Origin of the sequence: Marinobacter alexandrii, assembly GCF_005871205.1 — a bacterium.
GTDB lineage: Bacteria > Pseudomonadota > Gammaproteobacteria > Pseudomonadales > Oleiphilaceae > Marinobacter > Marinobacter alexandrii.
Window position 1 is genome coordinate 30,394 of sequence record NZ_SWKM01000016.1, and the last position, 26,161, is coordinate 56,554.

Here is a 26,161-nt window from a genome sequence, read left to right on the forward strand (position 1 = left end):
GAGCAGCAAGTGCAAATACGCGTTCGTCGGCGAGGATGGAGCCTAGTAAACCTGCTTAGACGCCCTTTAATATTTGGGAGAAGGGAATGAGAATGGCGGCCGCTCCAAATTCGTCGGGGTTTACTCTTGTCGAGTTGGTGCTGGTCATCATTCTGATTGGTGTCCTATCCGCGCTCGGGGTCGGTCTGTTCGCCGGTCGCTCTGCTTTCTCTCCATTACTGGCCACCCAACAACTCTCCTCCGCCACGCTGCTTGCCCAACAGGCAGCGCTGGCGGGGAATTCCTCCTCAACATTAACCATCCGCCAGACCAGCGACGAGCTGATTTTCCTGGCCGCATCATCCCAATTCAGTCTGCCTCGCAGTGGTTCCACTCTGGCCTATCGCGTCGCAGGCAATCCCTTTGCTGACGTGCCAGCAGGCGGTATCGATATTGGCTTCAGCCCTCTGGGTCGAGTTGCCTCTCCTGCCGCACGAACCAACATCGATTTCCGGATTACCGGGGATAGTACTTTCAATTTGTGCCTGAGTTCTTTGGGCGCGGTGTTTGGTGAGGCGTGCCCATGAGGTGTCGGGCGAGCTTCTCGGAAGACCAAACCGGTGCAACTCTGGTAGAGCTTGTGATCACTATCGTTATCATCAGCGTTGCCATTGCCGGAACCGTGGGGGCGTTCTCCCTGATTGCCGGGCGCAGTGCGGATCCGCTGAATCAGACCCGTGCTGTTGCACTGGCACAGATCTACATGGATGAAATTCTGGGACGAGGTTACGACGAAGCCACTCCCGTGGGCGGTGTTCCCAAGGCGCCCGGGTGTAATGTGAATACCGAAGAGGCCGACCGTGCCGACTACGACGACGTTGATGACTACAACGCCATCACAGATGCCACGCCTGAAAACGCCGAAGGTGATTCTCTGGGGGCGGACTACAACAACTTCCGAATTTCTGTGGCCGTCCAGTGCGCCGGTGCTGAGGTAGGGCTTGCCGGGGACGATGCCAAGCGTATTGACCTTGCCATCACCGATCCCAGCGGACAGGGCTATAATTTCTCGGTCTACAGGGCGAATTACTGATGCGCCGACGCGACGGATTCACCCTGATCGAGCTGTTAATGGTGATCGTGCTGCTGAGCATTGTGGCCACTGTTTCAGTGCGGTTTGTCAGCCTGTCGACCCGAGGCGCTCTGGATACCAGTGCTCGCCAGCTACGAGCGCTTCAGGCCGTTGTGATCAGTGAGCAGATCACCCGCGAACTGCGGGAAGCGTTTCCGCTATCGGTGCGCAACAACGGCTCCTGTCTAGAATGGCTGCCCTTGGAAGCCGGCACAAACTACCTGAATCTGACCTCTGGCCCCAGTTTCGATGAAATCGAGATTGCGTCCTTTGCCCAGGTTCCCGCCGTAGGAAATATACAGGCTGTCGTCTACGGCTACGGTACAAGTCCCACCACTACGGCTGAGCTATACGGAGGAGCCGACCCCGGTCCGGTGTCGGAGACCATATCATCGATCGACAACTCGACCTCGCCCGCAACCATAACTCTATCCGGCAGCCATCGGTTCAGTTCCACGTCACCGGCACGACGTCTGTTTGTGGTAGGGGCGCCGGTGAGTCTTTGCCAGAGCGGACGCTTTCTTTACCGGTACAGTGGTTATGCGCCAGCCTCTACCCAACCTATGCCACCAACGGGTACACCCGAGGTGTTGGCGGCGAACCTGATTGGTGTGGTGGATTTCGATTTCCAGCCGGCCACATTACAAAGGGCGGCTGTCGTACAGTTTACCTTTGAGTTGGCCAGCGACGACGGCAATGAAACAACCACGGTCAGCCAGGAGGTTCAGATCCGCAATGTTCCCTGACACCTTCCCGAATCGACAGCGCGGCGCCGGTCTGCCGGTCGCCTTGTTTGTGATTACCGTCCTGGCATTAATTGTCGTCAGCATGGCCCAGCAGCAGGAGAGTGCCGGGGCAGCTGTCGGCCAACAGATCCTCTCCCAGCGGGCGTTCTATGCCGCCGAGAGCGGCGCCCAGGTGGCGGTGACCGAGGCGCTGGACGGCGGCAGCTGCGGCTCGGTGACGGGAACAGTGAACTATACTCAAGCGGCTCTTGCTGGCTGCAATGCCAGTCTGAGTTGTTCATCGGTGCAGGCAGACATTGACGGCGACTCAACCCTGGAGAGCGTCTACACCCTGGTCAGTGTCGGCCAGTGTGGCTCCGGCACCGAGGCCGCATCCCGTACCGTGGAGGTTCGAGTCCGATGACTGCAGTCGTAACCTGGGTTCGTTGTGCGTTGTTGATTCTGGTTATGTTGGTCCCCGGATGGGCGCATGCCTGGAAAATGGAAGCCGGCACCCTGGATCTTCCGCAGACCACGAACGTCAACAGCCTGTTTTCCTTTTCCTTCAAGCAAACGTACGCTTCGCCGCCCATCGTGGTGGCGTTGCCCACCGATGACGGCCCAAACGCTTCGGCATTGCGTATTACCAATGTCACCGCCACGGGGTTCCAGATGGCCCAGGTAGAGCCGTTCTCCGAGGATGGCCCTCACACCAACATGACTGTCAGCTATGTGGCGGTAGAACCGGGCAGCCATACCTTGCCTGATGGCACCAGCCTGGAAGCAGGTATGCTCTCCAGTCGGCCTGCCGTTGGCGGTGATTTCGTGCAGTTCAACGGCCGGGGCACCACCGCTTGGGGACGTCATACCTTTGCCTCGGGATTCACCGGCCAGCCCATGGTGCTGGGGGAAATCCAGACCCTGAATAACGAAACCAACGCGATTCCGGACGAGTCGTCGAATCCCTGGCTAACCACCGTATTCAACGACGTTAACAGCATCGGCTTTGATTACGCTCTGGAGCGGAGTGAGCTGTACGATAGCCGGGCAGGCAACAGCAGTAACTACTTTTTCAATCCCCTGAGTCGCCCTGAAACCATTGGCTACATTGCCTTCGAGAATACTTCTGGATCTGCTTTCAGAACCGTAGGGAATGTAAACGTGATTTTCGAGGCCCGCACCGTAAGCAACGTGGTAAGGGGTTGGGATGATGGCTGTAGATCCATCAATTTCAGCAGCGGCTTTAGCTCGGCGCCGGTCGCCCTAGCCAGCAAGATCAGCCGACGTGAGGCAGACGGTGGCTGGTTGCGTCAGTGTTCGGTGTCCAGTGCTTCGTTATCCCTGGTTATCGATGAAGACGATGCCCAGGACCGTGAGCGTAGCCACGTATCCGAAGACACCAGTCTGTTGGCGTTCTCGCAGGCGTTTACCTATGACTCGGAAGCGCGGCCACCGGTGGCCGAACCCCTGATGCTGGAATCCCGCTCGGTGACCGTGCAGCCGGGTGTCGCAACCAGCGTAAATTTTGAACAGGTTTATCCCTCGCCACCGGCTGTTTTTGTGCTAGGTGATGACAACAATCCCGAACCATCTGCGGTGCGTATTCGCAACGTGACTGACCAGGGCTTTGAGGTGTTTCCGGCGGAGCCGCCCCTGGCACTTATTTATCCCCCTGCGGCCGACCAGCCAACAACGATTCACTACCTCGCTGTCACTTATGGCCAGCACCAGTTTCCCGACGGCACCCGATTGGAAGTAGGGCAGTTACCATTGCAGACAGATCCTCTCCTTAATCTGTTGGGGCCCAATTGGTCACGACTGAATTTTCTAACTCCCTTTAGTAACACGCCCGCCGTTATCAGTCATATCCAGACTACAGCCAATGAAACCTCGGCCCCAGCGGATCGGTCGAATCCTTGGTTTACAGTGGCCCAAGACCAGTTGGGGCCATCCGGTGTGGATCTCGCTCTGGATCGAGCAGAAACGATCAGCATTTCAATTTCCAGCCCGGAAACTGTCGCCTATCTGGCGGTAGAGCAGGGCGTGATTAGCGATTTCGTGGATAACGATGGTCAGATAATCAGCGCCGAAGCTCAGGTCACGGCCGATCAAATACGCGGTACCGTGAACTGCAACTCCATAAATTTCCTGCAGTCGTATCCTGCGCCTCCGAGGGTGATTGGCTCTCAGGCGACTCGAGATGGTGGCGATGGTGGCTGGCTTCGTCGTTGTTCGGTCGGTACTGCGAGTGTTGACCTTAAAATTGAAGAGGATTGGGCTATTGATCGCGACCTTAGCCATACCACCGAACGAGCCAGTTTTTTGGCTTTCTCCGAGAATTTTGCCGCAGACTTTTCGCTTCGGGCCATCTATGGGCTGGAGGGGCCGAGTTGGCAGGGAAGCCCAGGCGAAGTTCGTGAGCTTAGAGGAACAGGTCTGGACGGTCGGGGCGTAAACAATCCCAGCGCCGAACCGGCCAAAGTTTGTTATGGCGCGACTTTAAGTGGTGGCTCTTACATCGACATTCCGCACAATTCTGAGTTGTCGGTGGACGAAGAATTCACCGTCATGGCGTGGATCAATATTGGGACTTTGCCTTCCAGTGGCAACCTGAAAACCATTGTCTCGAAAGATGAGAATTACGAATACCATGTGAATAGTAACGGCGAGTTGTTCTGGTGGTGGAACACCAGTACTGGCGCTACCCGGTCGTTTACCTCTGGTTATCGCCTGCCAACAAATACCTGGGTACATACCGCCATCACCTATTCTCGGCGAGACGGCGAGCAGCGTATCGTGGTGGATGGGGTTGCACGGGCACGACAGAACTACAGCGGTGAGTCGCTGAGTCTCAATACAGACCCTTTTCAGATTGGCGCAGACCAGGGCTATGGTGGTCGTGAGTTTGAGGGCCAGATTGATGAGGTACGTCTGTATGGCCGGGCGCTGTCTGATGCGGCCATTTTACGCGAGGCCAACCGCAGCCGCCCCTGTGCCCAGGTCCTTGATCATTTCCGGATAACGGTTCCGGCCACAGGAAGTGTTTGCGCCCCGATCGATGTCGAGATCCAGGCCGAAGATGCGGGTGATAACCCTTTGGTGGGTTATCAGGGCACCGTAAGTCTGAGCACCAGCACCGACCACGGTAACTGGCAGAAGGTTATGGCAGGTGGTCCCCTGACGCCTGATCCGGACACCGACGACGATGGCCAGGCGAGGTATCAGTTCGATCCGGCCGACAACGGCGCGGTCACCCTGGGCCTTGCCAACAGTCGGGCAGATCGATTGACCATTACCGCCCAGGATACCTCCGGGGGACAATCCGGAGTCTCCAGTGTGGTGGAGTTCCGGGAAAATGCCCTTGTGGTGTCACTGGCTGACAGCTTCGGTGCCGACGTGATTGCCGGCCGGCCCCATAGCCTGGAAGCGGAAGTATTGAGGCGGGACCCCATCAGTGGCGAATGTGGCCGTGTTGAGGCCTACGACGGCCCCATCGATCTTCGAGCTTGGTTGGATCGTCAAGGGGATGATCCGGGCGGAGCTGCGCCTGGTCTGAACGGTGGTGCCGGCTCTGTCACTTTGCCGTCGTCGCGGCCCGGCGAGACCAATCTCACAGTGGACTTTACCCAGGGACTCGCGCAGCTACAGCTAAGCCCGTCGGACGTAGGCCATTATGTGCTTGAGCTGGAAGACCGTGAGTCGGGCCTTATTCTGGACGAAAATGACGCACCGCGCACCATAGCAGGTACCAGTGCGGCGCTGTCGGTTCGACCCTTTGGGTTTGCGGTTACGGTGGCCGGCAATCCGGCGGCAACCGGCTCGGCCGGAACCGCTTTTGTGGCCGCAGGTCGATCTTTTAATATCGGGGTCAGGGCTGTTCAGTACGACAGTGCTGATGACAGTGATTTCGACGGTCAGCCCGACGGGCATAATGATAATACTGCCGATAAAACGGTGGCTCTGGCGACCAACAACGCGACTCTTTCTGACAATGCCACCGTCGTCAGCTTCGATGATTCCGTAGTGCTGAGCGGCTACCTGATTGCGGGGCCCCCTGGCCCGCCTGATCCAGCTGATCCCGGGCTGGCGGGGTTGAGTGGAGTGAGTGGATTCAGTGGTGGTTCAGTTAGCGGTACTGCGCGTTACAACGAGGTGGGTGTCATTGAAGTGGCTGCGGCATTCAGCAGCGCCTATCTGGGCCGCTCGATTGATTTGGTCGGTGATAGTGGCCCGGTGGGACGCTTCCATCCGGAACACTTTTCTCTGGAGGGGCAGATGGACGGTGTGCTGGCGGCCCAGTGCAATGGGTTCACCTACACCGGCCAGAGCTTCGGCTACGCCACGGCGCCAGAGTTCACAATCGCGGCAAGAGCTTATAACGGTGGCGGCCCCGGCCTTGGGTCCATCACCCGGAATTACCGGGACGACTGGCAAAAGCTGGCGTTGGCCGATGTTTCCCGGAATGATCCTACCGCTGACAGCATCCAGACAGGCCTCGATGGCAGTCTGTTGGCAGTTGCAACCAGCCCGGGCACGGCGACGTTAACGCCGCTGGGTAATGGGTCCCTGGTGTATAGGCAGGGCGCTGACACTTTTGTGTACACCCGCAACAACAACGCTCGGATCGCCCCATTTGATGCTGCGCTTGAGGTGGACGTTACCAGCGTTCAGGACAGCGATAGTGTGGCCTTGTCAGCCGCCAATTTGCCGGTGTTACTACCCTCAACGGGCACCTCGATCCGCTACGGACGGCTGGCGCTGGAAAACGCCTACGGCCCGGAGACCATGGCATTGCAGGTGCCATTTGAGGCGCAGATCTGGAATGGCTCCCGTTTCACACGCCATACCGATGAAAACTGCTGGGCCTACAACACTGCCGATGCGGGGGTGACCAACACGCCGCCTAATACGTCGGTTGATGCCAGATCCGGCACTCTAACCAATGGGATCGCCGCGTCAGGCGGGGAACTGGTGCTTACGATGCCGGGTAACGGCAACACTGGCTCTGTGCGGGTTGAATACCCGGTGCCGACGTATTGGCAGGACGATTTTGACGGTGATGGCACCATCGAAGATCCGTCGGCGATTGCCACGTTTGGCGTCTATCGCGGGCACGACAGGGTCATCTACTGGCAGGAACGCTGAGCGGGTCTGGCGACATCGCCCACAAAAAAGGGGCAGCCCTCTCAGACTGCCCCTGGAAAACGAGCCCGGTGGCTCAATCGTCATCTCCTTCGGGGTGGTCCAGCCCCAGTTCATTGATCTTCCGGGTCAGGGTGTTGCGCCCCCAGCCCAGCAGCACCGACGCATCCCGGCGGCGGCCGCCGGTGTGCTTCAGGGCGGTTTCGATCATGATCTTCTCAAATTCTGGTATCGCATTATCGAGAATGCCTTTCTTGCCGCGCTTCAGTTCCTGTTCGGCCCAGTTACGCAGGCCTTCCTGCCAGGTGGTGCCCACGGTGGGTGTTTCCGCCTGATGCAGCAGTTCTGGCGGCAGGTCATCTATGTGGATCTCGCGGCCACTGGCCATCACCGTCAGCCAGCGGCAGGTGTTTTCCAGCTGGCGGACGTTGCCGGGCCAGGGCAGGGTGGTGAGGTATTCCTCGGCGTCTGGCCGCAGGATTTTGGATTCCACCGCCAGTTCCTTGGCTGCCCGCTTCAGGAAGTGTTGCATCAACCGGGGAATGTCTTCACGCCGTTCCGCCAACTTGGGTAGGTGCACCCGGATAACGTTCAGACGGTGGAACAGATCCTCCCGGAAGGAGCCGGCCTGGACCAGTTTTTCCAGATCCTGGTGCGTGGCGGCAATGATGCGCACGTCCACCTTGATGGGCGTGGTGCCGCCCACTCGGTAGAACTCGCCATCCGCGAGTACCCTCAATAGGCGGGTCTGGGTGTCGGCGGGCATGTCGCCAATTTCGTCCAGGAACAGAGTGCCGCCGTTGGATTGCTCAAACCGTCCCTGGCGCGCGGCGCCGGCACCGGTGAAGGCGCCTTTCTCATGTCCGAACAGTTCGGATTCAATCAGGTCTTTCGGGATGGCCGCCATGTTCAGGGCAATGAACGGATGTTTGGAGCGCGGGCTGTGATTGTGTAGCGCCTGGGCTACCAGCTCCTTGCCGGTGCCGCTTTCACCGTTGATCAGCACCGTGATGTTGGAGTGCGACAGCCGGCCGATGGCGCGAAAGACCTCTTGCATTGCCGGGGCTTCGCCAATGATCTCGGTATTGCGCTGGGCGCTTTCGGCAAGTGGCTCGGCGCTGGCTTTTTTCTCGTGGCTGTGGGCCACTGCCCGTTTGGCCAGCGCAACTGCATCATCCACGTCGAACGGCTTGGGCAGGTACTCGAAGGCGCCTGTCTGGTAACTGGTCACCGCACTCTCAAGATCCGAATGCGCGGTCATGATGATCACCGGCAGATCGGGGTGGGCCTCAACAATCTGGGACAGCAGGGTAATGCCGTCAACCCCGGGCATCCGGATATCGCTGATAATGGCGTCTGGTTGTTCGTGCTCGAGGCGCATCATGATGCTCTCGCCACTTTCGAAAACCCGGGGCTGTAAACCGGCCTGGTTAAGGGCGCGCTCCAGCACCCAGCGAATACTGCGATCGTCGTCTATGATCCAGACGTTTGCCGGTTGGCTCATGGGGTGTCCTCCAGAGGCAGGAAGATGATGAAGTCGGTTCGGCCGAGCTCGCTTTCGCACTCGACCAGACCGCGATGTTGCCCGATGATGCTTTGGGTGATGGATAGCCCCAGGCCGGTGCCGCTGGCACGGCCGCTGATCATCGGGTAGAAGATGTTTTGCAACAGGTCCGGCGGTATGCCGGGCCCGTTATCGATCACGTCGACTCGGCAGACGAGGCGATGGCGCCGGTTGCCGATGGTGAACTGGCGCAAGGCGCGGGTTCGGAAAGTGATGGTGGGCGGCGCTTCACCCCGGTGACCGGTCTGGTTCTCGAAGGCGGCTTCCATGGCATTGCGGGCGATGTTCAGGAACGCCTGAATCAGTTGTTCCTTGTCGCCCGAAAATTCGGGAATGCTGGGATCGTAGTCACGGCGGAACAACAGACGACCTTTGCTCTCCGCTTCCAGCAGTGTGCCAACCCGTTCCAGCACTTCGTGCACGTTGGTTTCAGCCAGCTTCAGTGCCTTGTTCGGGCCGAGCATGCGGTCAACAAGGCTGCGCAGGCGGTCGGCCTCATCGATGATGACGCGAGTGTATTCGCGCTGGTCTTCGTCGTTCAGTTCGCGATCGAGCAGTTGCGCTGCGCCCCGAATGCCGCCCAGTGGGTTTTTGATTTCGTGGGCCATGCCGCGCACCAGGATTCGTGTGGTTTCCTGCTGCGAGATGATGTCTTCTTCCCGACTGATGCGAAGCAGGCGATCCCGAGGCTGGATCTCAATGAGCAATTCAACGGGATCTAGACTAATGGGGGTTACCGAGTAATCCACCGTCAACCGTGATCCGCTGGCCAGCACGAACTCGGCTTCTCGCCGGGTGTAGGATTGGCCATTTTCAGCGGCGAAATGAAGGGTTTTCAGGGCGTCTTCGGAATCAATAAGGATGTCATCAAATAGCTGACCGCGGCTCCGGGTCATGCTGGTTTCGAACAGACTTTCTGCGGCCGGATTGAAGTAACGAATCCTCAGGCTGTCCTCCAGCACCAGGACCGCCGTGGTGAGGCTGTCCAGGATGCGCTTATCGGCGTTTGTGGTGGCCGTGGGCAGTGCCATGTATGAATCCCGTTGGTTCGACATTGTGAGTGTGATGACCTTCCAATGTTTGCAAGAAGCGAACCACTTTAAAGGTCAGTATAGAAAGAGTGGGCAAACGGCGGGCATGTGCGTCAAACAGCGCCGAGTTGTGCCGTACGCTGGTGCGCTAGTTGAGGGGAATAGTTGACCAGCCCGGCAGTTGCGCCCTGTTGCTGGTCAGAGTATGGCGTGTTTGTGGTGCGGGCGCACCAAAATAGTGCGACAGGCTAGTTAGCGACGGATGGGCGGTGAACGGTAAAGCTGATGGCTGGGCCGGTTTTCACCTGAACACCATTTTCATCAACGATGTGTACGCGGGCGTTGTGGGTGCCTCGGAACACATTGCGTACACTAACAGAGCCGGAAGTACTCTGGCCTACCGGTTGTCCGTCCAGCGTAACCTCGTACTTGTGGCCGGCTTGAAGGCCCGGAGTGCTGCGGACTTCAAACTGGATGTCGCCGCTGCCGCTGTGAAAGGCCTGATTGTTTTCGGGGTAGGCGAAGCCAACGCTTTCGTACACCGAACCTTCGCGTTTGACTTCCTCGCGCAGCTTGTCGGTTTCACGCACATTTTGCGGCTTCGGTAGAGTCACGGTTGTGACCGGCTTGACCTCTACGGCTTCGGAGCCGTCCGACGGCTCGTCGGAGAAGGTGACGTTGCCTTGGGCATCCACATTCCGGTAAACCTCTGCGACCGCGGGGCCGGCCAGCAAAATCAGGGCTGCGGCGAATAGTCCGGTCCTTGGTTTCATAAGCACACCTGTATTGATGGTTTTCTCGATTATCTGCGGCCCCCGTCATCAATTCAACGTCCCTGAGGCAGGTTGTTAGTTACATATCGTTAAGGACGGCAGGCACTGTTTATTAGGCCATAAAAAAGCCCCGCACTGGGCGGGGCTTTGTCACAAACCGGAGGGTCCGGTTTGAATTAGCAGAGCGGACTGCTTAGCAAGAGTAGTACAGCTCGAACTCGACCGGGTGAGTGGTCATGTTCAGGCGCTCTACTTCACCGCGCTTCAGGTCCACGTAGCCCTGGATCATGTCTTCAGTGAAGACGCCGCCACGGGTCAGGAACTCGTGGTCTGCTTCCAGGCAATCCAGTGCTTCGGCCAGAGTTTCGGCAACAACCGGAATGTTCAGTGCTTCTTCCTTCGGCAGGTCGTACAGATCCTTGTCCATGGCATCGCCAGGGTGGATCTTGTTCTGGATGCCGTCCAGGCCAGCCATCATCAGGGCTGCGAAGGCCAGGTACGGGTTGGCAGAGGCATCCGGGAAGCGAACTTCGATGCGACGTGCTTTCGGGCTGTTCACGTACGGGATACGGATGGAGGCAGAGCGGTTACGGGCAGAGTAGGCCAGCATAACCGGAGCTTCGAAGCCCGGAACCAGACGCTTGTAAGAGTTGGTGGAGCTGTTGGTGAAGGCGTTGATGGCCTTGGCGTGCTTGATAACACCACCGATGTAGTACAGAGCCGCTTCGCTCAGGCCCGCGTAGCTGTCGCCGGCAAACAGGTTCTTGCCGTCTTTGCTCAGGGACATGTGAACGTGCATACCGGAACCGTTATCACCCACTACCGGCTTCGGCATGAAAGTGGCGGTTTTGCCATAGGCGTGGGCCACGTTGTGTACGCAGTACTTCAGGATCTGTACTTCGTCGGCTTTCTTGGTCAGGGTGTTGGCGCCAACACCGATTTCACACTGGCCAGCTGTACCCACTTCGTGGTGGTGTACTTCGATGTCCAGGCCCATGGACTCCATGGCGGCACACATGGCGCCACGCAGGTCGTGCAGGCTGTCGACCGGCGGAACCGGGAAGTAACCGCCTTTAACACCCGGACGGTGGCCGATGTTGTTGCGGTCGAAATCTTCGCCCGAAACCCAGGCGGCTTCCTCGGAGTGGATAGAGTAGCCAGCGCCTTTCATGTCCACTTCCCATTTGACCGAGTCAAATACGAAGAACTCAGGCTCCGGTCCGAACAGGGCGCCATCGGCGATGCCGGTAGACTTCAGGTACTCTTCAGCACGACGGGCAACGGAACGCGGGTCGCGCTCATAACCCTGCATGGTTGAAGGCTCAACAATGTCACAGGTGATGTTGAGGGTGGTTTCTTCAGTGAACGGGTCCAGGACAGAGCTGGAATCGTCTGGCATCAGAATCATGTCGGATTCGTTGATGCCCTTCCAGCCGGAGATTGAAGAACCGTCGAACATCTTGCCGTCTGCGAAGAAGTCCTCGTCCACCTCTGAGGCGGGCAGGGTCACGTGCTGCTCTTTACCACGGCTGTCGGTGAAGCGCATGTCTACCCACTTCACTTCGTGTTCTTTGATCAGATCAATTGTCTTGGACATTGTGCATGCTCCGTTAGTTATCCCGCATTGGCGGGCGTATACGTGTTCGTTTTGCCGGATCGTTCAGCGTGACTGATATCCGATCTTTTATTCAGGCATTGCAGCTTAGCAAAAGCTCTAGCCACTTACCCTGCAAATTTCGGCTGGTTTCGGTTAAGCAAGGCGCTTGCCAATTTTTGGGGCGTGCTCCGAAAGCGCACAGTGGTGCGGCTTGTGGCGCTTCTTTGGGTGTGGCGGGGCTTTGTTCTGGCGCAAACCCTTGCGGCCATTGCACCACTATAGCGCATCAATGCTGAAGCGTGTTCGTTTGTGGTGCAGGGATGCTCGGCGCAGATATAGTCGTTTATCTGCATATAATCAGTCTGGACTTTTCGATATACTGCGCACCGCCTCATTTGCTCCCGAACCTTTCTAGCTGGTTGGGACGCACCGATGCCGCCCGGTATCGGACAATGGGTTCACTTTACGGATTTGAGACGGCATGTGAGAGGTTTTTCCTCCTTAAGACCCTCTCAGGTCAATGAAAGCATGCCGCAGGATTATAGTTGTGATTGAAAAGCTTCGTAATATCGCCATCATCGCGCACGTCGACCATGGTAAGACGACCCTCGTTGACAAACTGCTGCGCCAATCCGGCACGTTGGACCGCAAAGAGCTCGAAAACGAGCGCGTTATGGACTCCAACGACCAGGAAAAAGAGCGTGGTATCACCATTCTGGCCAAGAACACGGCCCTGAAATGGAATGAGTACGATATCAACATCGTCGACACCCCGGGCCACGCCGATTTTGGCGGCGAAGTGGAGCGGGTAATGAGCATGGTGGATTGTGTGTTGTTGGTGGTCGATTCTATCGATGGCCCGATGCCGCAAACCCGCTTTGTAACCCAGAAAGCATTCGCGGCTGGCCTGCGTCCGATCGTTATCGTGAACAAGATCGACCGTCCGGGCGCACGTCCGGACTGGGTCGTTGATCAGGTGTTCGATCTGTTTGATGCCCTGGGTGCCACTGAAGAGCAACTGGACTTCCCGATTGTTTATGCCAGCGCCTTGAACGGCATTGCCGGTATGGATCACGAAAACCTGGACGACAACATGGATGCCGTGTTCCAGGCAATAGTCGACCACGTGCCCGCGCCGAACGTTGATATGGACGGCCCGTTCCAGATGCAGATCTCCCAGCTGGACTACAACAGCTTCCTGGGTGTAATCGGTATCGGTCGCATCATGCGGGGCAAGGTCAAGACCAACTCCCCGGTGACCGCCATTGGCGCCGACGGCAAGAAGCGCAACGGCCGTATCCTCAAGATCATGGGGCATTCCGGTTTGCAGCGCGTTGAAGTTGAGGAAGCCCAGGCGGGTGATATTGTCTGCGTAAGCGGTATGGATGAGCTGTTTATCTCCGATACCCTGTGTGACCAGTCCCAGGTTGAAGCGCTGCCGCCACTGACCGTAGACGAGCCGACCGTTTCCATGACCTTCCAGGTCAATGACTCGCCGTTCGCAGGTAAGGAAGGCAAGTACGTGACCAGTCGTAACATTAAAGAGCGTCTGGAAAAGGAGCTGCTGCACAACGTTGCTCTGCGCGTGGAAGAAGGTGAGTCCGCCGACAAGTTCAAAGTGTCCGGTCGTGGTGAGCTACACCTGTCGGTTCTGATCGAGAACATGCGTCGCGAAAATTTCGAGCTGGCGGTTGGCCGGCCGGAAGTGGTTATCCGCGAAGTTGACGGCGTGAAGCAAGAGCCGTACGAAAATGTCATCGTCGACATTGAAGAGCAGCACCAGGGTCCTGTCATGGAGCAGATGGGTCTGCGTAAAGGCGATCTGACCAACATGGTTCCGGACGGTAAAGGACGCATGCGTCTTGATTACACTATCCCGGCCCGTGGTCTGATTGGCTTCCGCAACACCTTCCTGACCATGACTTCAGGCACCGGTATCCTGACCTCCACCTTCAGTCATTACGGCCCGATCAAGGTCGGTGACGTTACCAGTCGCCAGAACGGTGTTCTGGTGTCCATGGCGACAGGCACGGCGCTGACTTACTCGCTGGAAACCCTGCAGAGTCGCGGCAAGCTGTTCCTGGATCCGGGTCAGGAAATCTACGAAGGTCAGCTGTGCGGCATTCACAGCCGTGACAACGACATGGTCATGAACCCGACCAAAGGCAAGAAGCTCGACAACATGCGTGCTTCTGGCAAGGACGAGGTTATTGGCCTGGTGCCGCCGATCAAGTTCACCCTTGAGCAGGCGCTGGAGTTCATCGATGACGACGAGCTGGTGGAGGTGACGCCCAAGTCCATTCGCCTGCGTAAGAAGTTGTTGACGGAGAACGAGCGCAAACGCGCCAAGAAGAAGTAAATCCCAGTAGGGATTGCTAAGGGGGCGGGTCAGGTTTGATCCGCCCCTTTTTGTTCATATCAGCTACACTCCGGTTAAACCCTTTTCCGGATCGCGTCATGCTCACCCTCTACCCCGACATCAAGCCCAACGCCCAGCACCGCATTGCGGTGGACCCGCCTCACGAACTCTACGTGGAAGAGAGTGGAAATCCAGAGGGTATTCCGGTGCTGGTGGTTCATGGCGGCCCCGGTGGCGGCTGCGAAGATTTTCATCGGCGCTTCTTCGACGCCGAGCGATTTCGCATCATCCTGATGGATCAGCGAGGTGCAGGGCGTTCTTCTCCCCTGGCGGAGCTTGAAGGTAATAGCACGGACAAGCTGGTCCAAGATATGGAAACGGTGCGGTCCTTCTTGGGGGTCGACAAGTGGCTCCTGTTTGGTGGCAGTTGGGGGTCAACACTCAGTCTGGTGTATGCACAGGCCCATCCTGAGCGAGTCCTGGGTCTGGTATTGCGGGGCATCTTCCTGTGTCGTCCGCGAGATATCCAATGGTTCTATCAGGACGGTGCCAGTCGGGTGTTTCCAGATTACTGGCAAGACTTTGAGGCCCAGATACCGTTTGAAGAGCGGGGTGACATGGTTGCGGCCTATTACAAAAGACTTACAAGTTCTAACGAATTGGAACAAATTCAGGCGGCCAAGGCCTGGTCCGTCTGGGAAGGGCGCTGCGCTACATTGCACCCCAATCCGCGGGTGGTGGAGCATTTCGGGCATCCTCACGTTGCCATTGCTCTGGCACGCATCGAGTGCCATTACTTCATGAACCGTGCTTTCCTGGAGCCAGATCAGATCGTGCGGGACGCTCGTACTTTGGCTGATATTCCGGGCATCATTGTCCATGGACGCTACGACATGGTTTGCCCGCTGGATAACGCACTCACGCTTAGCAAAGCCTGGCCCGGAGCCGATCTTCGGATTATCCGGGATGCTGGGCATTCTGCCTCTGAACCGGCGATTGTTGATGCCCTGATCCGAGGGGTGGAAGAGGTGGTCGCCAAATCTGGAGAAAGTGCGAGCTAGTCGTACTTTTTGATGGTTGCGGTTCGTTAATCCTGCCGATAGACTCAGTATCCATTCGACGTTCTCCTGCTTAACAATTTCTAGAGAAGTGCATGAAAGGGCTCATCCAGCGAGTATCGGAAGCCAGTGTCGTCGTGAGCAACCAGCGAGTTGGCGCCATCAGGCACGGCCTGCTTCTGTTGTTGGGCGTTGAACGCGGCGATGCGGATGCGCAGGCCAGGGAATTGTGCCGAAAGGTACTGACTTACCGAGTGTTTCCTGATGACCAGGGCCGCATGAACCGGAGCCTGCTGGATACCGGTGGAGAGCTTCTTGTTGTTCCCCAATTTACACTTGCTGCCGACACGGCCTCGGGCACACGCCCTGGCTTCTCCAGTGCGGCTGCTCCTGATTTGGCGGAAACGCTTTACCGCACGTTTATAACGACTGCGCAGGCTGAGCTTGGCAGCGAGCGGGTAGCCGAGGGCAGGTTCGGTGCCGATATGAAAGTTCAACTGATCAATGACGGCCCGGTAACTTTCATGCTGGAGGTTACGGACTGAATAAGCTTTCCGTAAGAATTGTGCTTTGCACCATGATGAGGCGAACAAGCCCCTGGTGAAATTGATTGGTGCGCTTCACGGCGCGTGATCTGCGGGCAAGAGCTTCTGTCATGACTTTGTAATTATTAAGATATTGATTGGTAAGGGGTAACTAAATTTTGGCCCCGATATTGTAGAAAGAACGTGAGGTGGCTTCTGAGTGCTGAATGGCATAAACACTTGCCTTTCTGGTGCAAAACGAGCTAAAAATGCAGCGCTGAAAGTTTGCAAAAACAGGTGGCTTGTATTAAAACAGGTTCATCATGCAGGGCTTTAACAAAGACCTGTAAGTAACTGAGCTTAAAAGATCTGCTGGGAAGCGGATCTTAATAACTAGAAGAAAAGTTATCCTGATTGTCACGAAACTGACATGGGGGTAATACAGAATCGGGCCTATCCAGCGAAGACTGGTAATGCCTTACAAAATCGGGACAAGAACCCGTCGCTAAAACCTGAGTTAACTCAAAAAGGAAGACGCAAAATGAAAAAAACGCTCATCGCATCCGCTATTGCAGCAGCGACCTTCTCTGGCTCCGCGCTGGCTATGGAGAGCGCCTCTGAACTGGCCGCACGCATGGATTCCATGCCTTCTGTTTACGGTAACATCCAGTACGTTGTTTACCATTCCGATGTTAAGGGTGGCGAAAACGGTATTGAGCACGCTGACAACGGTTCAACCATCGGTGTAAAGCACGACCACGAAATCGCTCCTGGCATCACCGGTTTCTTCAAGCTGGAGCTTGAAGGTCTGGCCGCTGACGACAAGGACCGTGAATCCGGTCTGGAAGACGTCGATGAGGCATACATCGGTGTTAAGGGTGACAGCTTTGGTCAGCTGTGGGTTGGCTCTGACGACTCCACTTATGAAAGCGCCATCGACAAGATCGCCAACTTCTACGAGTTCGGTGCCTTCAACTTCGGTGGTGGCTATGAAACTGGCGAAGGTGACTTGATTCAATACAAGACTCCGTCCTTCGGTGGTCTGGTTCTGGGCGCCGCCGTTCAGATCAACGGCGATCTGGACGACGCCACCCTGCCGGACAAGGGCGCCGACAAGTCCTATCCGTACCAGCTGGCCGCTACCTATGCAGTTGACAATGTTGAAGTGGCTGTGGCCATGGATTCCAACGACGGCGCCGGCGGTGGTAACAATGAAAACACCTATGGCCTGCGCGCTACTGTCGGCCTGGACGCTCTGAGCCTGACCGGTCAGTACCAGACTCGCAAAGACGTTGGTGACCGTTACGGTATCCACGCTGTCTATTCTGTAGGTCCGAATCAGTTCGCAGCTACTTACGAGCTGGATGTTGCTGACGATGCGAACGACACTGAGCGTGACACCATCACTCTGCAGGCGCTGCACAACCTGTCTGACCACATGTACGTGTACGTTGAAGGCTACCTGGGTAACGGTGACGACGGTGTATACGGTGTTGCCGACGAAAGCGAGCGTTCTGCGCTGGCCGTTGGTGGTGTTTACTACTTCTGATCCGTCACACCTGACGATCAGTTGAGTAACACAGCAAAAGAGCCGATCCTCCGGGGTCGGCTTTTTTTTTGTGTCGAGTTTCGTGATAGTTTAATAGGCTAGATTGATAACACTCAGCGGTGTGCGTATGCGTAATCTGACCAAACTGATCTCCTTCCTGTCCGTGTTCCTGTTCTGGCACCACGCCCACGCGGCCAAGGCCCCTGAAAGTGAACTGAATGATCTGTATGGGGCATTGCTGCAAGACCATACCCGCGAAGGCCGGGACGACGGACTGGCCGTGCGGCTGGTGGATTATCCGGCGCTCACCGGCGACGAGCGCTGGTCCCGTCTCATGACCCTGCTCGCAAGCTATCCCGAAGAAGAGCTCGATTCACTGAAGGCGCGCAAGGCATTTTACCTGAATGCCTACAACATCCTGGCCATGGATATGGTGTTGAGTAACTGGCCGTTGCGGAGCCTGAGATCGGTCGGTTCGCTTGTAAATCCGGTGTGGAAGCACGATGCCGGGGTGGTTGCCGGAGAGCCAGTGACTCTCAGTTATCTGGAGCATGATGTGCTCCGTGCCATGGGCGATCCAAGAGTTCACATGGCGATCAATTGTGCGTCTTTGAGCTGCCCGGATCTGCGCCACGAGCCGTATCAGGCGGCGGTGATCGATCAGCAGCTGGATGACCAGGTGGTGCGCTTTTTGGATCAGAACTACAAAGGCATATTACTCGACTCTGAGGACCAGAGGGTGCGGCTGTCGTCCATTTTTGACTGGTTCGAAGAAGATTTCGAATCCGTGGGCGGGGTAGAGCAGTTTGTTAGGAACTATCGGCCTGGTCTCCCCGAGGCGTGGGAGATGGACGCAGACCTGCCCTATAACTGGGGCGTGAATGGTAAGCTCTCAGCGCATACGCTGCGGGCAATGCGAGACGAATTTTAAACAATTGGGAGCAGTATGGCGGTTGAGCTGGAAATTAAACTGACGCTCACAGAGGCAAGTCTTGCCCAGGCGACCAAGTGGTTGGCTAATCGGGCAAATGTCGTGCCGGCTGGCACGAAGAAACTCCGCAACTGCTACTACGATACGCCCTTGGGGTCCTTGAATGAGCGTCGGATTGCTTTGCGGCTCCGGCAACAGGATGACCAGTTCATCCAGACCCTGAAAACCAAAGGCGAATTTTCCGGTGGGGCTCACCGCCGTAATGAGTGGGAGTGGACTCTGCCAGGTGCAGCACTCGATATTTCGCTGTTGGCAGATACGCCGTTGGCTGGCGATGAGGCGCTGGAGCATCTTCAGCCTGTCTTCGAAACTAATTTTGAACGCCAGATCTTCATGCTTCACCGTGATGGCGCGGAAATCGAAGTGGCGGTCGACCATGGCTCAATTTTGGCCGGCGATAAAATACGTCCACTGTACGAAGTGGAGTTTGAGCTCAAATCAGGGGAGCCGGAGGTATTGTTGCGAAGCGCTCTGGAGTTGGCCGAACAAGTGCCGGTATTCCTGAATCTGGTCAGTAAGGCGGAGCAGGGTTATTTGCTGGCGGGCCAATACCTGCCCGAAGTTGCCGTTGCCAAAAACGATGGCAGTCCTGTGTCGGTTACCGGCTTCCTTGAAGGCCTGAGCGTGGCCTGGATGCGAGGCATCGTCTATCCGGTCTCGCGGGTTGACCTCTCTGAAGTATCCAGCAGGGCGGCGGAGGCAGGGCTTTCTGATCAGCTCAATGAGATGCTCAGTGATCTTGACGCTGGCACTCACGTTCCTGAACTGGCGGCAAAAGGCAGTCTGGGATCGCTTCAGATCCGACTGGCGACTGCCTGATCAAATTCAGGCCGGTTAACTGGCAGAGGCTTTGTCGGCGCCCGCCTTGTGCCACTGGGCAATGAACGCCCTATACCGCTCCAGGGCTTCCTGAACCAGTTCAACGCTTGGTGTGTTTGCGGATTTAACCAGTACAATCAAACCCTTCCCCTCAATTTCTTCCGTAGTCGGCGGGTGACAGATCACCTCGTCATCCTCGTCGATATACGCCAGTGCGGTGCCAATTCCGTGCCTGACCAGGGCGCTGACAATGTCGGCCCAGTTCAGGTCATCCAGCTTCAAGTCGTACCTGTGGGGGTGATCACGCTCATAATTGAACATGTCCTCCAGGACCTTCTCGGAACCAGGTGCAACCACGGAGCGCACCATGATCTCGGGGTAGGTCCGCACTGGCCGGAGGATGGTTCGAATGCCAAGCGCTTTGAACCGCGCGCGGTTGTCGTCACTGACACTCTCCACCGTGGTCAGGGTTCCGAGGTTGAGCTCACTGAGTCGATGGGCGATGTCGAACGTCAGGCTGTCGGAGTAGGGGTCGGCCTCATCTGCGGCGAGCACAATGATGTGTCGGGCGCTGCCGGCATGGACGGCCTTCAGCGCCTCTGGATCGAAACCTGAGCCGTGGTAGTGAACCACGCCGACATCGGACAGTTCCGTGGGCAGCCCGTTGGGAAACTCCCGTGTTAGCAGCATGATCGGAATCGTCTCATAGCCTGGGACCGAGCGGACCTGCGAGGCAAATCGCATGAAATACTGCGCGCCCCCGTTCCGGGGCGTATTGATGATGACGATGTGGTCGTTCATGTTATAGATCCATCTTCCGGTAAGAATGCGTTCGCGACGATAGAAGCGGTACTCGATAAAGTCACTGATAATGAGGGTCAACAGGGTGATTGCCCCAACGAACATGATGGCAATGGTGCTGAGCCGGCCGATCGTTGTTTTTGGAGCAAAATCGCCGTAACCGACGGTCGAGACCGTGGTCATGGTGATCCAGACGGATTCGAAGAAGCTCAGGTCCTCGACACTCCAGATGACCAGCACCTGAAAGCACAAGAGACTTGCCAGGATCAGGAACAGGCGTTTCATCCGCCTCCGGATAAGGCCGCCCATTGGGAGGTGGGTCTGTTGGTGTTCCGGGTTCAGCGGGCGGCGGTATCTCTGCATCCGTCGGTTCGGCCTGTTCAGTCGCAGTTGAGTTCGTTATACAGTACCGGAAATATAACAGAGAGACAGGGGTTTGCATTATGTCTGAGCCGTGGAGCTCCCTTCCAACACTCTTAGCTGACGACGTTGCCTCGTGCTGGGGATCGGTGTTTCCTGATGGTGTGCCGAGCTGGCTGACTGGCAAGGCGGGGCGGTCGGAAGAAACGGCAGCCGGGGCCGTGGCGCGGAGCCTTTTCGTGCGTCAGGTGCTGGAACGGTATCCCGAGCACGTCCAGATCATGGTGCAAGCACATCCTCTGACAGAACCGACAACCCCTGAGTTCCTTTCGCAGCGCTGGCAGGATTACCTGGGCCCCGTGACTGATGAGTCGTCCCTGCATTCGGCCCTGCGCAAGTTCCGCCGGGAGGTTCAGTTCCGGATTATCTGGCGCGATTTGCTGCGCTGGGCTGACCTGGCTGAAACCGTGGCGGCAACCAGTGCCTTTGCCGATACCTGTATTGAGGGCGCGTTGCACTGGCTTTACGAGGATGCCTGTGAGCAATCTGGTACGCCCTATGGGCCGGACCCGGTGACCGGCGAGGATGCGCCCCAGAAAATGGTGGTGTTGGGCATGGGCAAGCTCGGCGGCCGCGAACTGAATGTGTCCTCGGATATCGACTTGATCTTTGCCTTTCCGGAAAAGGGTGAGACCCGGGGTGGCCGCCGTTCCGTTGACAACCAGACGTTTTTCATCCGTCTTGGCCAGCGCCTGATTCAGGCGCTGGACCAGATCACCTCCGACGGTTTTGTCTTCCGTGTGGATATGCGGCTTCGGCCTTATGGCCAGAGTGGCGCGCTGGCCCTGAGCTTTGCCGCACTGGAAGCCTATTACCAGGATCAGGGCCGGGACTGGGAGCGCTACGCCATGGTGAAAGCCCGCGTGGTTGCCGGTGATCAGGCAGCGGGCAAGGTGTTGATGGAGAGTCTGCGCCCGTTCGTGTACCGCAAGTACATCGACTTCAGTGCGTTCGAATCGCTGCGAAGCATGAAGGCAATGATTGGCCGGGAGGTTCGTCGCAAGGGGCTGGAAAACAACATCAAGCTCGGCAGCGGTGGCATTCGGGAGATCGAATTCGTGGTCCAGGCGTTCCAGCTGATTCGTGGTGGTCGTGACCGTGAACTCCAGCAGCGTGAATTGCTGGTTATCCTCAAGGAGCTTGAGGAACTTGAGCTGCTGCCTCCCAAAGTCGTCAAGGAGCTGAGGGAGGCGTATGTCTTCCTGCGTAATCTCGAGCATGCGCTGCAGGGAATGGCCGACAAGCAAACCCAGTTGCTGCCCGAGGACGAGCTGAACAAAGCGCGGGTCGCGCTGATTATGGGCTTCGACGAGTGGCCGAGCTGTGAATCGGCATTGGAAGCCCATCGCCAGCGCGTTGCCACCCATTTTGCCAACATCATTGCCACCGAAGACGACGATGAGGAAGGTTCGGGTGCTTTGGAGGAGGGCTGGCAGGAGCTCTGGTTGGCCGAGCTGGATGACGAGGCCTCGGTCCGCTGGCTGGCCGACCACGGCTACGAAGACGCGGCCGGTAGCTATGCGCTGCTCCGTGAGTTGCGCGAGAACCGGACGGTTCAGACCCTCCAGACCCAGGGGCGCAGGCGACTGAACCAGTTCATGCCGATGTTGCTCGACGCCTTGACCCAGGTCGACAATCCCTCCGAAACCCTGTCCCGCGTGCTGCAGCTGGTGGAAGCCATACTTCGGCGAACCGCCTACATGGTGCTGCTGCTGGAAAATCCCGGGGCCTGTACGCAACTGGTCAGTCTCTGCAGTGAAAGTCCCTGGATCGCTCAACAGCTGGCGGAAACACCGTTGTTGCTGGACGAGCTGCTGAATGCCGAGAGTCTTTACCATCCGCCGGCCAAAGCCGAGCTGCAGGATGATTTGCGGCAACAGATGTTGAGGATTCCGTTTGAGGATCTGGAAGAGCAGATGGAGTCCCTGCGTCATTTCAAGAAGGCGCACCTGTTGCGTCTGGCGGCATCGGAGCTGAAGGGCACGCTGCCTTTGATGAAGGTCAGCGATTATCTGACCTGGCTGGCGGAAGTGGTGCTGGATCATGTGGTGGACGTGGCTTTCTCCAACCTGGTGAGCCGGCACGGTTACCCGAAGCGGGCTGATGGCTCGGTGTGCGAGACCGACTTCGCCATCATCGGGTACGGCAAGCTTGGCGGCATTGAGCTTGGTTACACCTCGGATCTTGACCTGGTGTTTGTTCACGGGGCCGATCCCGAGCTCGCAACCGATGGCGAAAAATCGATTGATAATGCGGTTTTCTATACCCGGTTGGGTCAGCGCATCGTTCATATCCTGAACACCCAGACGCCTTCGGGCCTGCTGTATGAAGTGGATATGCGGTTGCGGCCTTCGGGTAATTCGGGCCTCCTGGTGAGCACGTTGCAAGCGTTCGAGAAGTACCAGTGCAGCGAAGCCTGGACCTGGGAACATCAGGCCCTGGCCCGAGCCCGCGGGGTAGCGGGTTGCCGGGAAACACTGGAGGCGTTCGAATCGATTAGGCACGATGTCCTGTGCCAGCCTCGAGACCGGGAAAAGCTCCGGCAGGAAGTGGTCGATATGCGGGAGAAAATGCGCGCCAGTCTGGGCACGCCGGAGTCCCGTCAGCAGGACGTGTTTCATATCAAGCACGACACCGGCGGCATCGTCGATATCGAGTTTCTGGTGCAGTACCTGATGCTGGCCAATTGCGCCGACCACCCGGAATTGACCCAGTGGTCCGACAATATTCGCCAGATGGAGGCGTTGGGGCAGGTTGGGGTGATGTCGGTGGCGGATACTGAGAAGCTGCGTGATGTCTTTATTGCCTTGCGTTCGACCATTCATCGGCGGGCGCTGCAGAACCTGAACAGTGAGGTGGAAGCAGGCCTCTTCCCCGATGAGCGTGATTACGTCCGCGGACTTTGGCAGGATATCATGATTGATTAGCTTGCTAAGTTTTCTTCCTGCGAAGTTTCCTGCTAGAATGCGAGCTCCCCGAAAACCGCTTTTTTAGGAGCAACGAAGAATGTCGATGGCTGATCGCGATGGCCACATCTGGCTGGATGGCGAAATGGTTCCCTGGCGGGAAGCCAAAACTCACGTGCTGACCCACACCCTGCATTACGGTCTGGGCTGTTTTGAGGGCGTGCGAGCCTACAACACCGCCAACGGTCCGGCTATTTTTCGCCTGAAAGAGCATACCGATCGGCTGTTCCGCTCCGCACACATCCTCAACATGAAGATGCCGTTCAGCAAAGAAGAGCTGAACGAAGCGCAGTGCGCGGCCGTACGTGAAAACAACCTGGACGAAGCCTACCTGCGCCCCATGGTGTTCCTGGGTTCCGAAGGCATGGGCCTGCGCGCCGATAACCTTAAGGTTCATGTGATGGTCGCCGCCTGGAGCTGGCCTTCCTACATGTCGCCGGAAGCCAAGGAAATGGGCATTAAGGTGCGGACGTCTTCCTACACCCGTCACCACGTCAACATCACCATGTGTAAGGCGAAGGCGAACGGCAATTACATCAACTCCATGCTGGCGCTGAATGAAGCCATCGCCAGTGGTTGTGAGGAAGCGTTGCTGCTGGATAACGAAGGTTATGTGGCGGAAGGTTCGGGTGAGAACATCTTCATTCTTCGAGACGGTGTACTGCATACGCCTGAACTCACCTCCTGTCTGGAAGGTATTACTCGCCAGACCATCCTGGATTTCGCCAGCGAGCTGAATATTCCGGTGAAAGAGCGCCGCATCACCCGTGATGAAGTGTACATTGCCGATGAAGCCTTCTTCACCGGCACCGCGGCCGAAGTTCTGCCGATCCGCGAACTGGACGGCCGTGCTATTGGTGCTGGCAAGCGTGGCCCGGTAACCGAGAAGTTGCAGGCCATGTACTTTGATGCGGTGAAGGGCAAGCTCGAATCCCACAGCAGCTGGTTGACCCACGTTAAGGGCTGATCGGCGAAGGATTAGCCAGGCCGCTTTCTGTGTTGCAGCAGTCAGGCGGCCTTGTTGTTTAAATTCACACTATTTTCAGGAACAGCAAATGGCAGACGTCATTAAAGTCCCCGTCTCCTTCGGCGAGGTTCTCGACAAAATCACCATCCTCGAAATCAAGTCTGAGCGCATCAAGGATGAGGCCAAACTCAAGAACGTTCGTCTGGAGCTGGACGAGCTCAGTGCCACCTGGGACGAAGCCGTTACCGATCAGAGCGCAATCGCCGACCTGAGAAAGCAGCTCAAGGCTGTGAACGAGGAACTGTGGGTCATTGAGGACGATATCCGGGATCAGGAAGCCGCGCAGAATTTTGGTGACCGCTTCATTGAGCTTGCCCGAGCAGTATACGTGACCAACGACAAGCGCGCGGCCATCAAGAAAGACGTGAACCTGGCCCTGGGTTCACGTTTCGTGGAAGAAAAATCCTATCAGGATTACACCGCTCGTAAGTGACTTTTCAGTGACTCTCAAACGATGACTCGCTGAGGGTCCGGATTCACCTGGTGTAATCCGGACATCAAAAACGGCGTTGGATCAGCTTAGGTCCGACGCCGTTTTTGGTTGTGCTGCACGCTGGCTTTCCACCCACTTATCCAGCATGTCGCTGGCATCCTGCACCGTCACCAGTTCCATCGCGCCTTCAAACTCCGCTTTCGCGCCCCATCGAGACTGATCCACGGATTTGCCAGTGAACTGTTCCAGCGCTTCCGGATAGCGGTTCACGCACCACTCCAGTGAGTTGTAAGGGCCTGAGCGGTAGGGGTTGCTGGCGGCGTAGATACCTAGCACGTCCGTGCCCACGGCACTTGCTATGTGGGCGGGGCCGGTGTCTGGCGCCACCACCAGATCAGCGTGGGTCATCAGGGCTGCCAGCTGCTTTAGCGTATCCTTGCCACAGATGTTGTGTGCCTTTTCCTTCATCGCGGCCTCAATGGCGTCGCAGTACTCCGCCTCGAACGGCGCCGGGCTGCCGACCAGAATCACCTTCATGCCATACTCGCGGATGGCATGATCCGCCAGTTGTGCGTAGCGCTCCGCCGGCCAGTTTCTCAGGGTGTGGCTGGCGCACGGGCTGATCACCAGATTTTGGCGGTCGGCTGCCAGCTGCTGATAGGCAAATTCGTGGTCGCCCTCGCTGAGCGGAATGTTCCATTGAGGTGCTGCTGGTGTAAGGCCGAGCGGCTCCAGGAAGCTGGCCAGGCAGTCACGAACGTGCTGATGTGGGGTCGGCGCGATCCGCTTGTTGATGAACAGGCTGTGCAGGTCTTTGCTGCGGGCCTTGTCGTAGCCGACTTTTACCTTGGCTGGAATGCAGGCCGCCGCAAGGTTGGCTCGAAGTGCTACCTGCATGTGCAGCAGGGCATCAAAACTTCGGCCGCTCATCTGTATGCGTAGATCAGCATAGCCCTTACGGCCGGCTTTCTTGTCAAAAACAATAAACTCCACGCCCGGCAAGTCTCCGATCAGTTTGGCCTCAATCTTGCCAATCACCCAGGTGATTTTCACGCCCGGCAGTTGTTCCTGAAGGCTCAGGACAACCGGGATGACGTGGGTGACGTCGCCTATGGCGGAGAGACGGAGTATGCAGATGGAGTTCATTGAGGAAAATCCGTTGTGTGTTCCAGAACCGGTGTGTGGAGGTTCACGGTCAATCATTGGTAAACTGAGCGCCATTCTATATCACTCGCCGGCATACGTCCCAAGATAGGCGATGCCAGTGTGGT

At 57.2% G+C, this 26,161-nt stretch carries 20 protein-coding genes; 14 read left to right on the forward strand and 6 right to left on the reverse strand.

The features are described 5' to 3' along the window. The first annotated feature begins 86 nt into the window (after positions 1-86). Genes FCS96_RS18655 through FCS96_RS18675 form a run of 5 tightly spaced genes read left to right on the forward strand, consistent with a single transcriptional unit; the run spans position 87 to position 6,981 of the window. Positions 87-566, forward strand: coding sequence for a pilus assembly FimT family protein (locus FCS96_RS18655; protein WP_138441862.1), 480 nt, complete (start codon positions 87-89; stop codon positions 564-566). Continuing rightward, positions 563-1,072 carry a type IV pilus modification PilV family protein gene (locus FCS96_RS18660; RefSeq protein ID WP_138441863.1) on the forward strand — a complete coding sequence of 170 codons (510 nt, stop codon included), beginning with the start codon at positions 563-565 and terminating at the stop codon, positions 1,070-1,072. Before FCS96_RS18655 ends, FCS96_RS18660 begins: the two co-directional genes overlap by 4 nt. Next, a complete protein-coding gene (locus FCS96_RS18665; RefSeq protein WP_138441864.1) occupies positions 1,072-1,857 on the forward strand; it encodes a PulJ/GspJ family protein in 786 nt (261 codons plus the stop codon). The genes FCS96_RS18660 and FCS96_RS18665 overlap by 1 nt, the downstream gene beginning before the upstream one ends. Further along, the gene (locus tag FCS96_RS18670) at positions 1,847-2,260 is read left to right on the forward strand and encodes a hypothetical protein (RefSeq protein WP_138441865.1); all 414 of its coding nucleotides are present in this window, start codon (positions 1,847-1,849) and stop codon (positions 2,258-2,260) included. The genes FCS96_RS18665 and FCS96_RS18670 overlap by 11 nt, the downstream gene beginning before the upstream one ends. Next, positions 2,257-6,981, forward strand: coding sequence for a DUF6701 domain-containing protein (locus tag FCS96_RS18675; RefSeq protein WP_138441866.1), 4,725 nt, complete (start codon positions 2,257-2,259; stop codon positions 6,979-6,981). The genes FCS96_RS18670 and FCS96_RS18675 overlap by 4 nt, the downstream gene beginning before the upstream one ends. 73 nt (positions 6,982-7,054) lie before the next feature. On the opposite strand, the gene ntrC is transcribed toward FCS96_RS18675, so the two are convergent. The 4 genes from ntrC to glnA all read right to left on the reverse strand — a co-directional run bounded on the left by ntrC (position 7,055) and on the right by glnA (position 11,943). Beyond that, complete coding sequence (gene ntrC, locus FCS96_RS18680) at positions 7,055-8,482, reverse strand: nitrogen regulation protein NR(I) (RefSeq protein ID WP_138441867.1); 1,428 nt, start codon at positions 8,480-8,482, stop codon at positions 7,055-7,057. Next, positions 8,479-9,573, reverse strand: coding sequence for a nitrogen regulation protein NR(II) (gene glnL / locus FCS96_RS18685; protein WP_138441868.1), 1,095 nt, complete (start codon positions 9,571-9,573; stop codon positions 8,479-8,481). Before glnL ends, ntrC begins: the two co-directional genes overlap by 4 nt. A gap of 248 nt (positions 9,574-9,821) precedes the next feature. After that, positions 9,822-10,346, reverse strand: a complete 525-nt coding sequence (locus FCS96_RS18690) for a DUF4124 domain-containing protein (protein WP_138441869.1) — start codon at positions 10,344-10,346, stop codon at positions 9,822-9,824. A 193-nt stretch (positions 10,347-10,539) separates the two neighbouring features. Beyond that, positions 10,540-11,943, reverse strand: coding sequence for a glutamate--ammonia ligase (glnA, locus tag FCS96_RS18695; protein ID WP_138441870.1), 1,404 nt, complete (start codon positions 11,941-11,943; stop codon positions 10,540-10,542). A gap of 547 nt (positions 11,944-12,490) precedes the next feature. On the opposite strand from glnA, the gene typA reads away from it, so the two are divergent. From typA to FCS96_RS18725, 6 genes are all read left to right on the forward strand, one after another. Then, positions 12,491-14,302, forward strand: coding sequence for a translational GTPase TypA (typA, locus tag FCS96_RS18700; RefSeq protein WP_138441871.1), 1,812 nt, complete (start codon positions 12,491-12,493; stop codon positions 14,300-14,302). Positions 14,303-14,400: 98 nt separating this feature from the next. Then, on the forward strand, positions 14,401-15,363 hold the full coding sequence (gene pip / locus FCS96_RS18705; RefSeq protein WP_138441872.1) for a prolyl aminopeptidase: 963 nt from the start codon (positions 14,401-14,403) through the stop codon (positions 15,361-15,363). Positions 15,364-15,455: 92 nt separating this feature from the next. Then, on the forward strand, positions 15,456-15,905 hold the full coding sequence (gene dtd, locus FCS96_RS18710) for a D-aminoacyl-tRNA deacylase (protein ID WP_138441873.1): 450 nt from the start codon (positions 15,456-15,458) through the stop codon (positions 15,903-15,905). Between the two features lie 520 nt (positions 15,906-16,425). Further along, entirely contained in the window at positions 16,426-17,433 is a 1,008-nt protein-coding gene (locus tag FCS96_RS18715; protein WP_138441874.1) for a porin, read from the forward strand. A 127-nt stretch (positions 17,434-17,560) separates the two neighbouring features. Beyond that, positions 17,561-18,364, forward strand: a complete 804-nt coding sequence (locus FCS96_RS18720) for a DUF547 domain-containing protein (protein ID WP_138441875.1) — start codon at positions 17,561-17,563, stop codon at positions 18,362-18,364. A 15-nt stretch (positions 18,365-18,379) separates the two neighbouring features. Further along, positions 18,380-19,243 carry a CYTH domain-containing protein gene (locus FCS96_RS18725; protein WP_138441876.1) on the forward strand — a complete coding sequence of 288 codons (864 nt, stop codon included), beginning with the start codon at positions 18,380-18,382 and terminating at the stop codon, positions 19,241-19,243. Between the two features lie 15 nt (positions 19,244-19,258). Here the strand turns inward: FCS96_RS18725 and FCS96_RS18730 are convergent, their stop codons facing one another. Further along, positions 19,259-20,407 carry a potassium channel family protein gene (locus FCS96_RS18730; protein WP_138441877.1) on the reverse strand — a complete coding sequence of 383 codons (1,149 nt, stop codon included), beginning with the start codon at positions 20,405-20,407 and terminating at the stop codon, positions 19,259-19,261. Between the two features lie 80 nt (positions 20,408-20,487). Here FCS96_RS18730 and glnE point away from each other — a divergent pair, with 80 nt between their 5' ends. From glnE to FCS96_RS18745, 3 genes are all read left to right on the forward strand, one after another. Next, complete coding sequence (gene glnE / locus FCS96_RS18735) at positions 20,488-23,391, forward strand: bifunctional [glutamate--ammonia ligase]-adenylyl-L-tyrosine phosphorylase/[glutamate--ammonia-ligase] adenylyltransferase (protein ID WP_138441878.1); 2,904 nt, start codon at positions 20,488-20,490, stop codon at positions 23,389-23,391. A gap of 79 nt (positions 23,392-23,470) precedes the next feature. Continuing rightward, positions 23,471-24,397: a branched-chain amino acid transaminase gene (locus FCS96_RS18740; RefSeq protein ID WP_138441879.1), complete on the forward strand. Its 927-nt coding sequence runs from the start codon at positions 23,471-23,473 to the stop codon at positions 24,395-24,397. A gap of 88 nt (positions 24,398-24,485) precedes the next feature. Then, positions 24,486-24,890: a DUF6165 family protein gene (locus FCS96_RS18745; protein ID WP_138441880.1), complete on the forward strand. Its 405-nt coding sequence runs from the start codon at positions 24,486-24,488 to the stop codon at positions 24,888-24,890. A gap of 81 nt (positions 24,891-24,971) precedes the next feature. On the opposite strand, the gene FCS96_RS18750 is transcribed toward FCS96_RS18745, so the two are convergent. Beyond that, positions 24,972-26,036: a glycosyltransferase family 9 protein gene (locus FCS96_RS18750; RefSeq protein WP_138441881.1), complete on the reverse strand. Its 1,065-nt coding sequence runs from the start codon at positions 26,034-26,036 to the stop codon at positions 24,972-24,974. Positions 26,037-26,161: the final 125 nt, after the last annotated feature.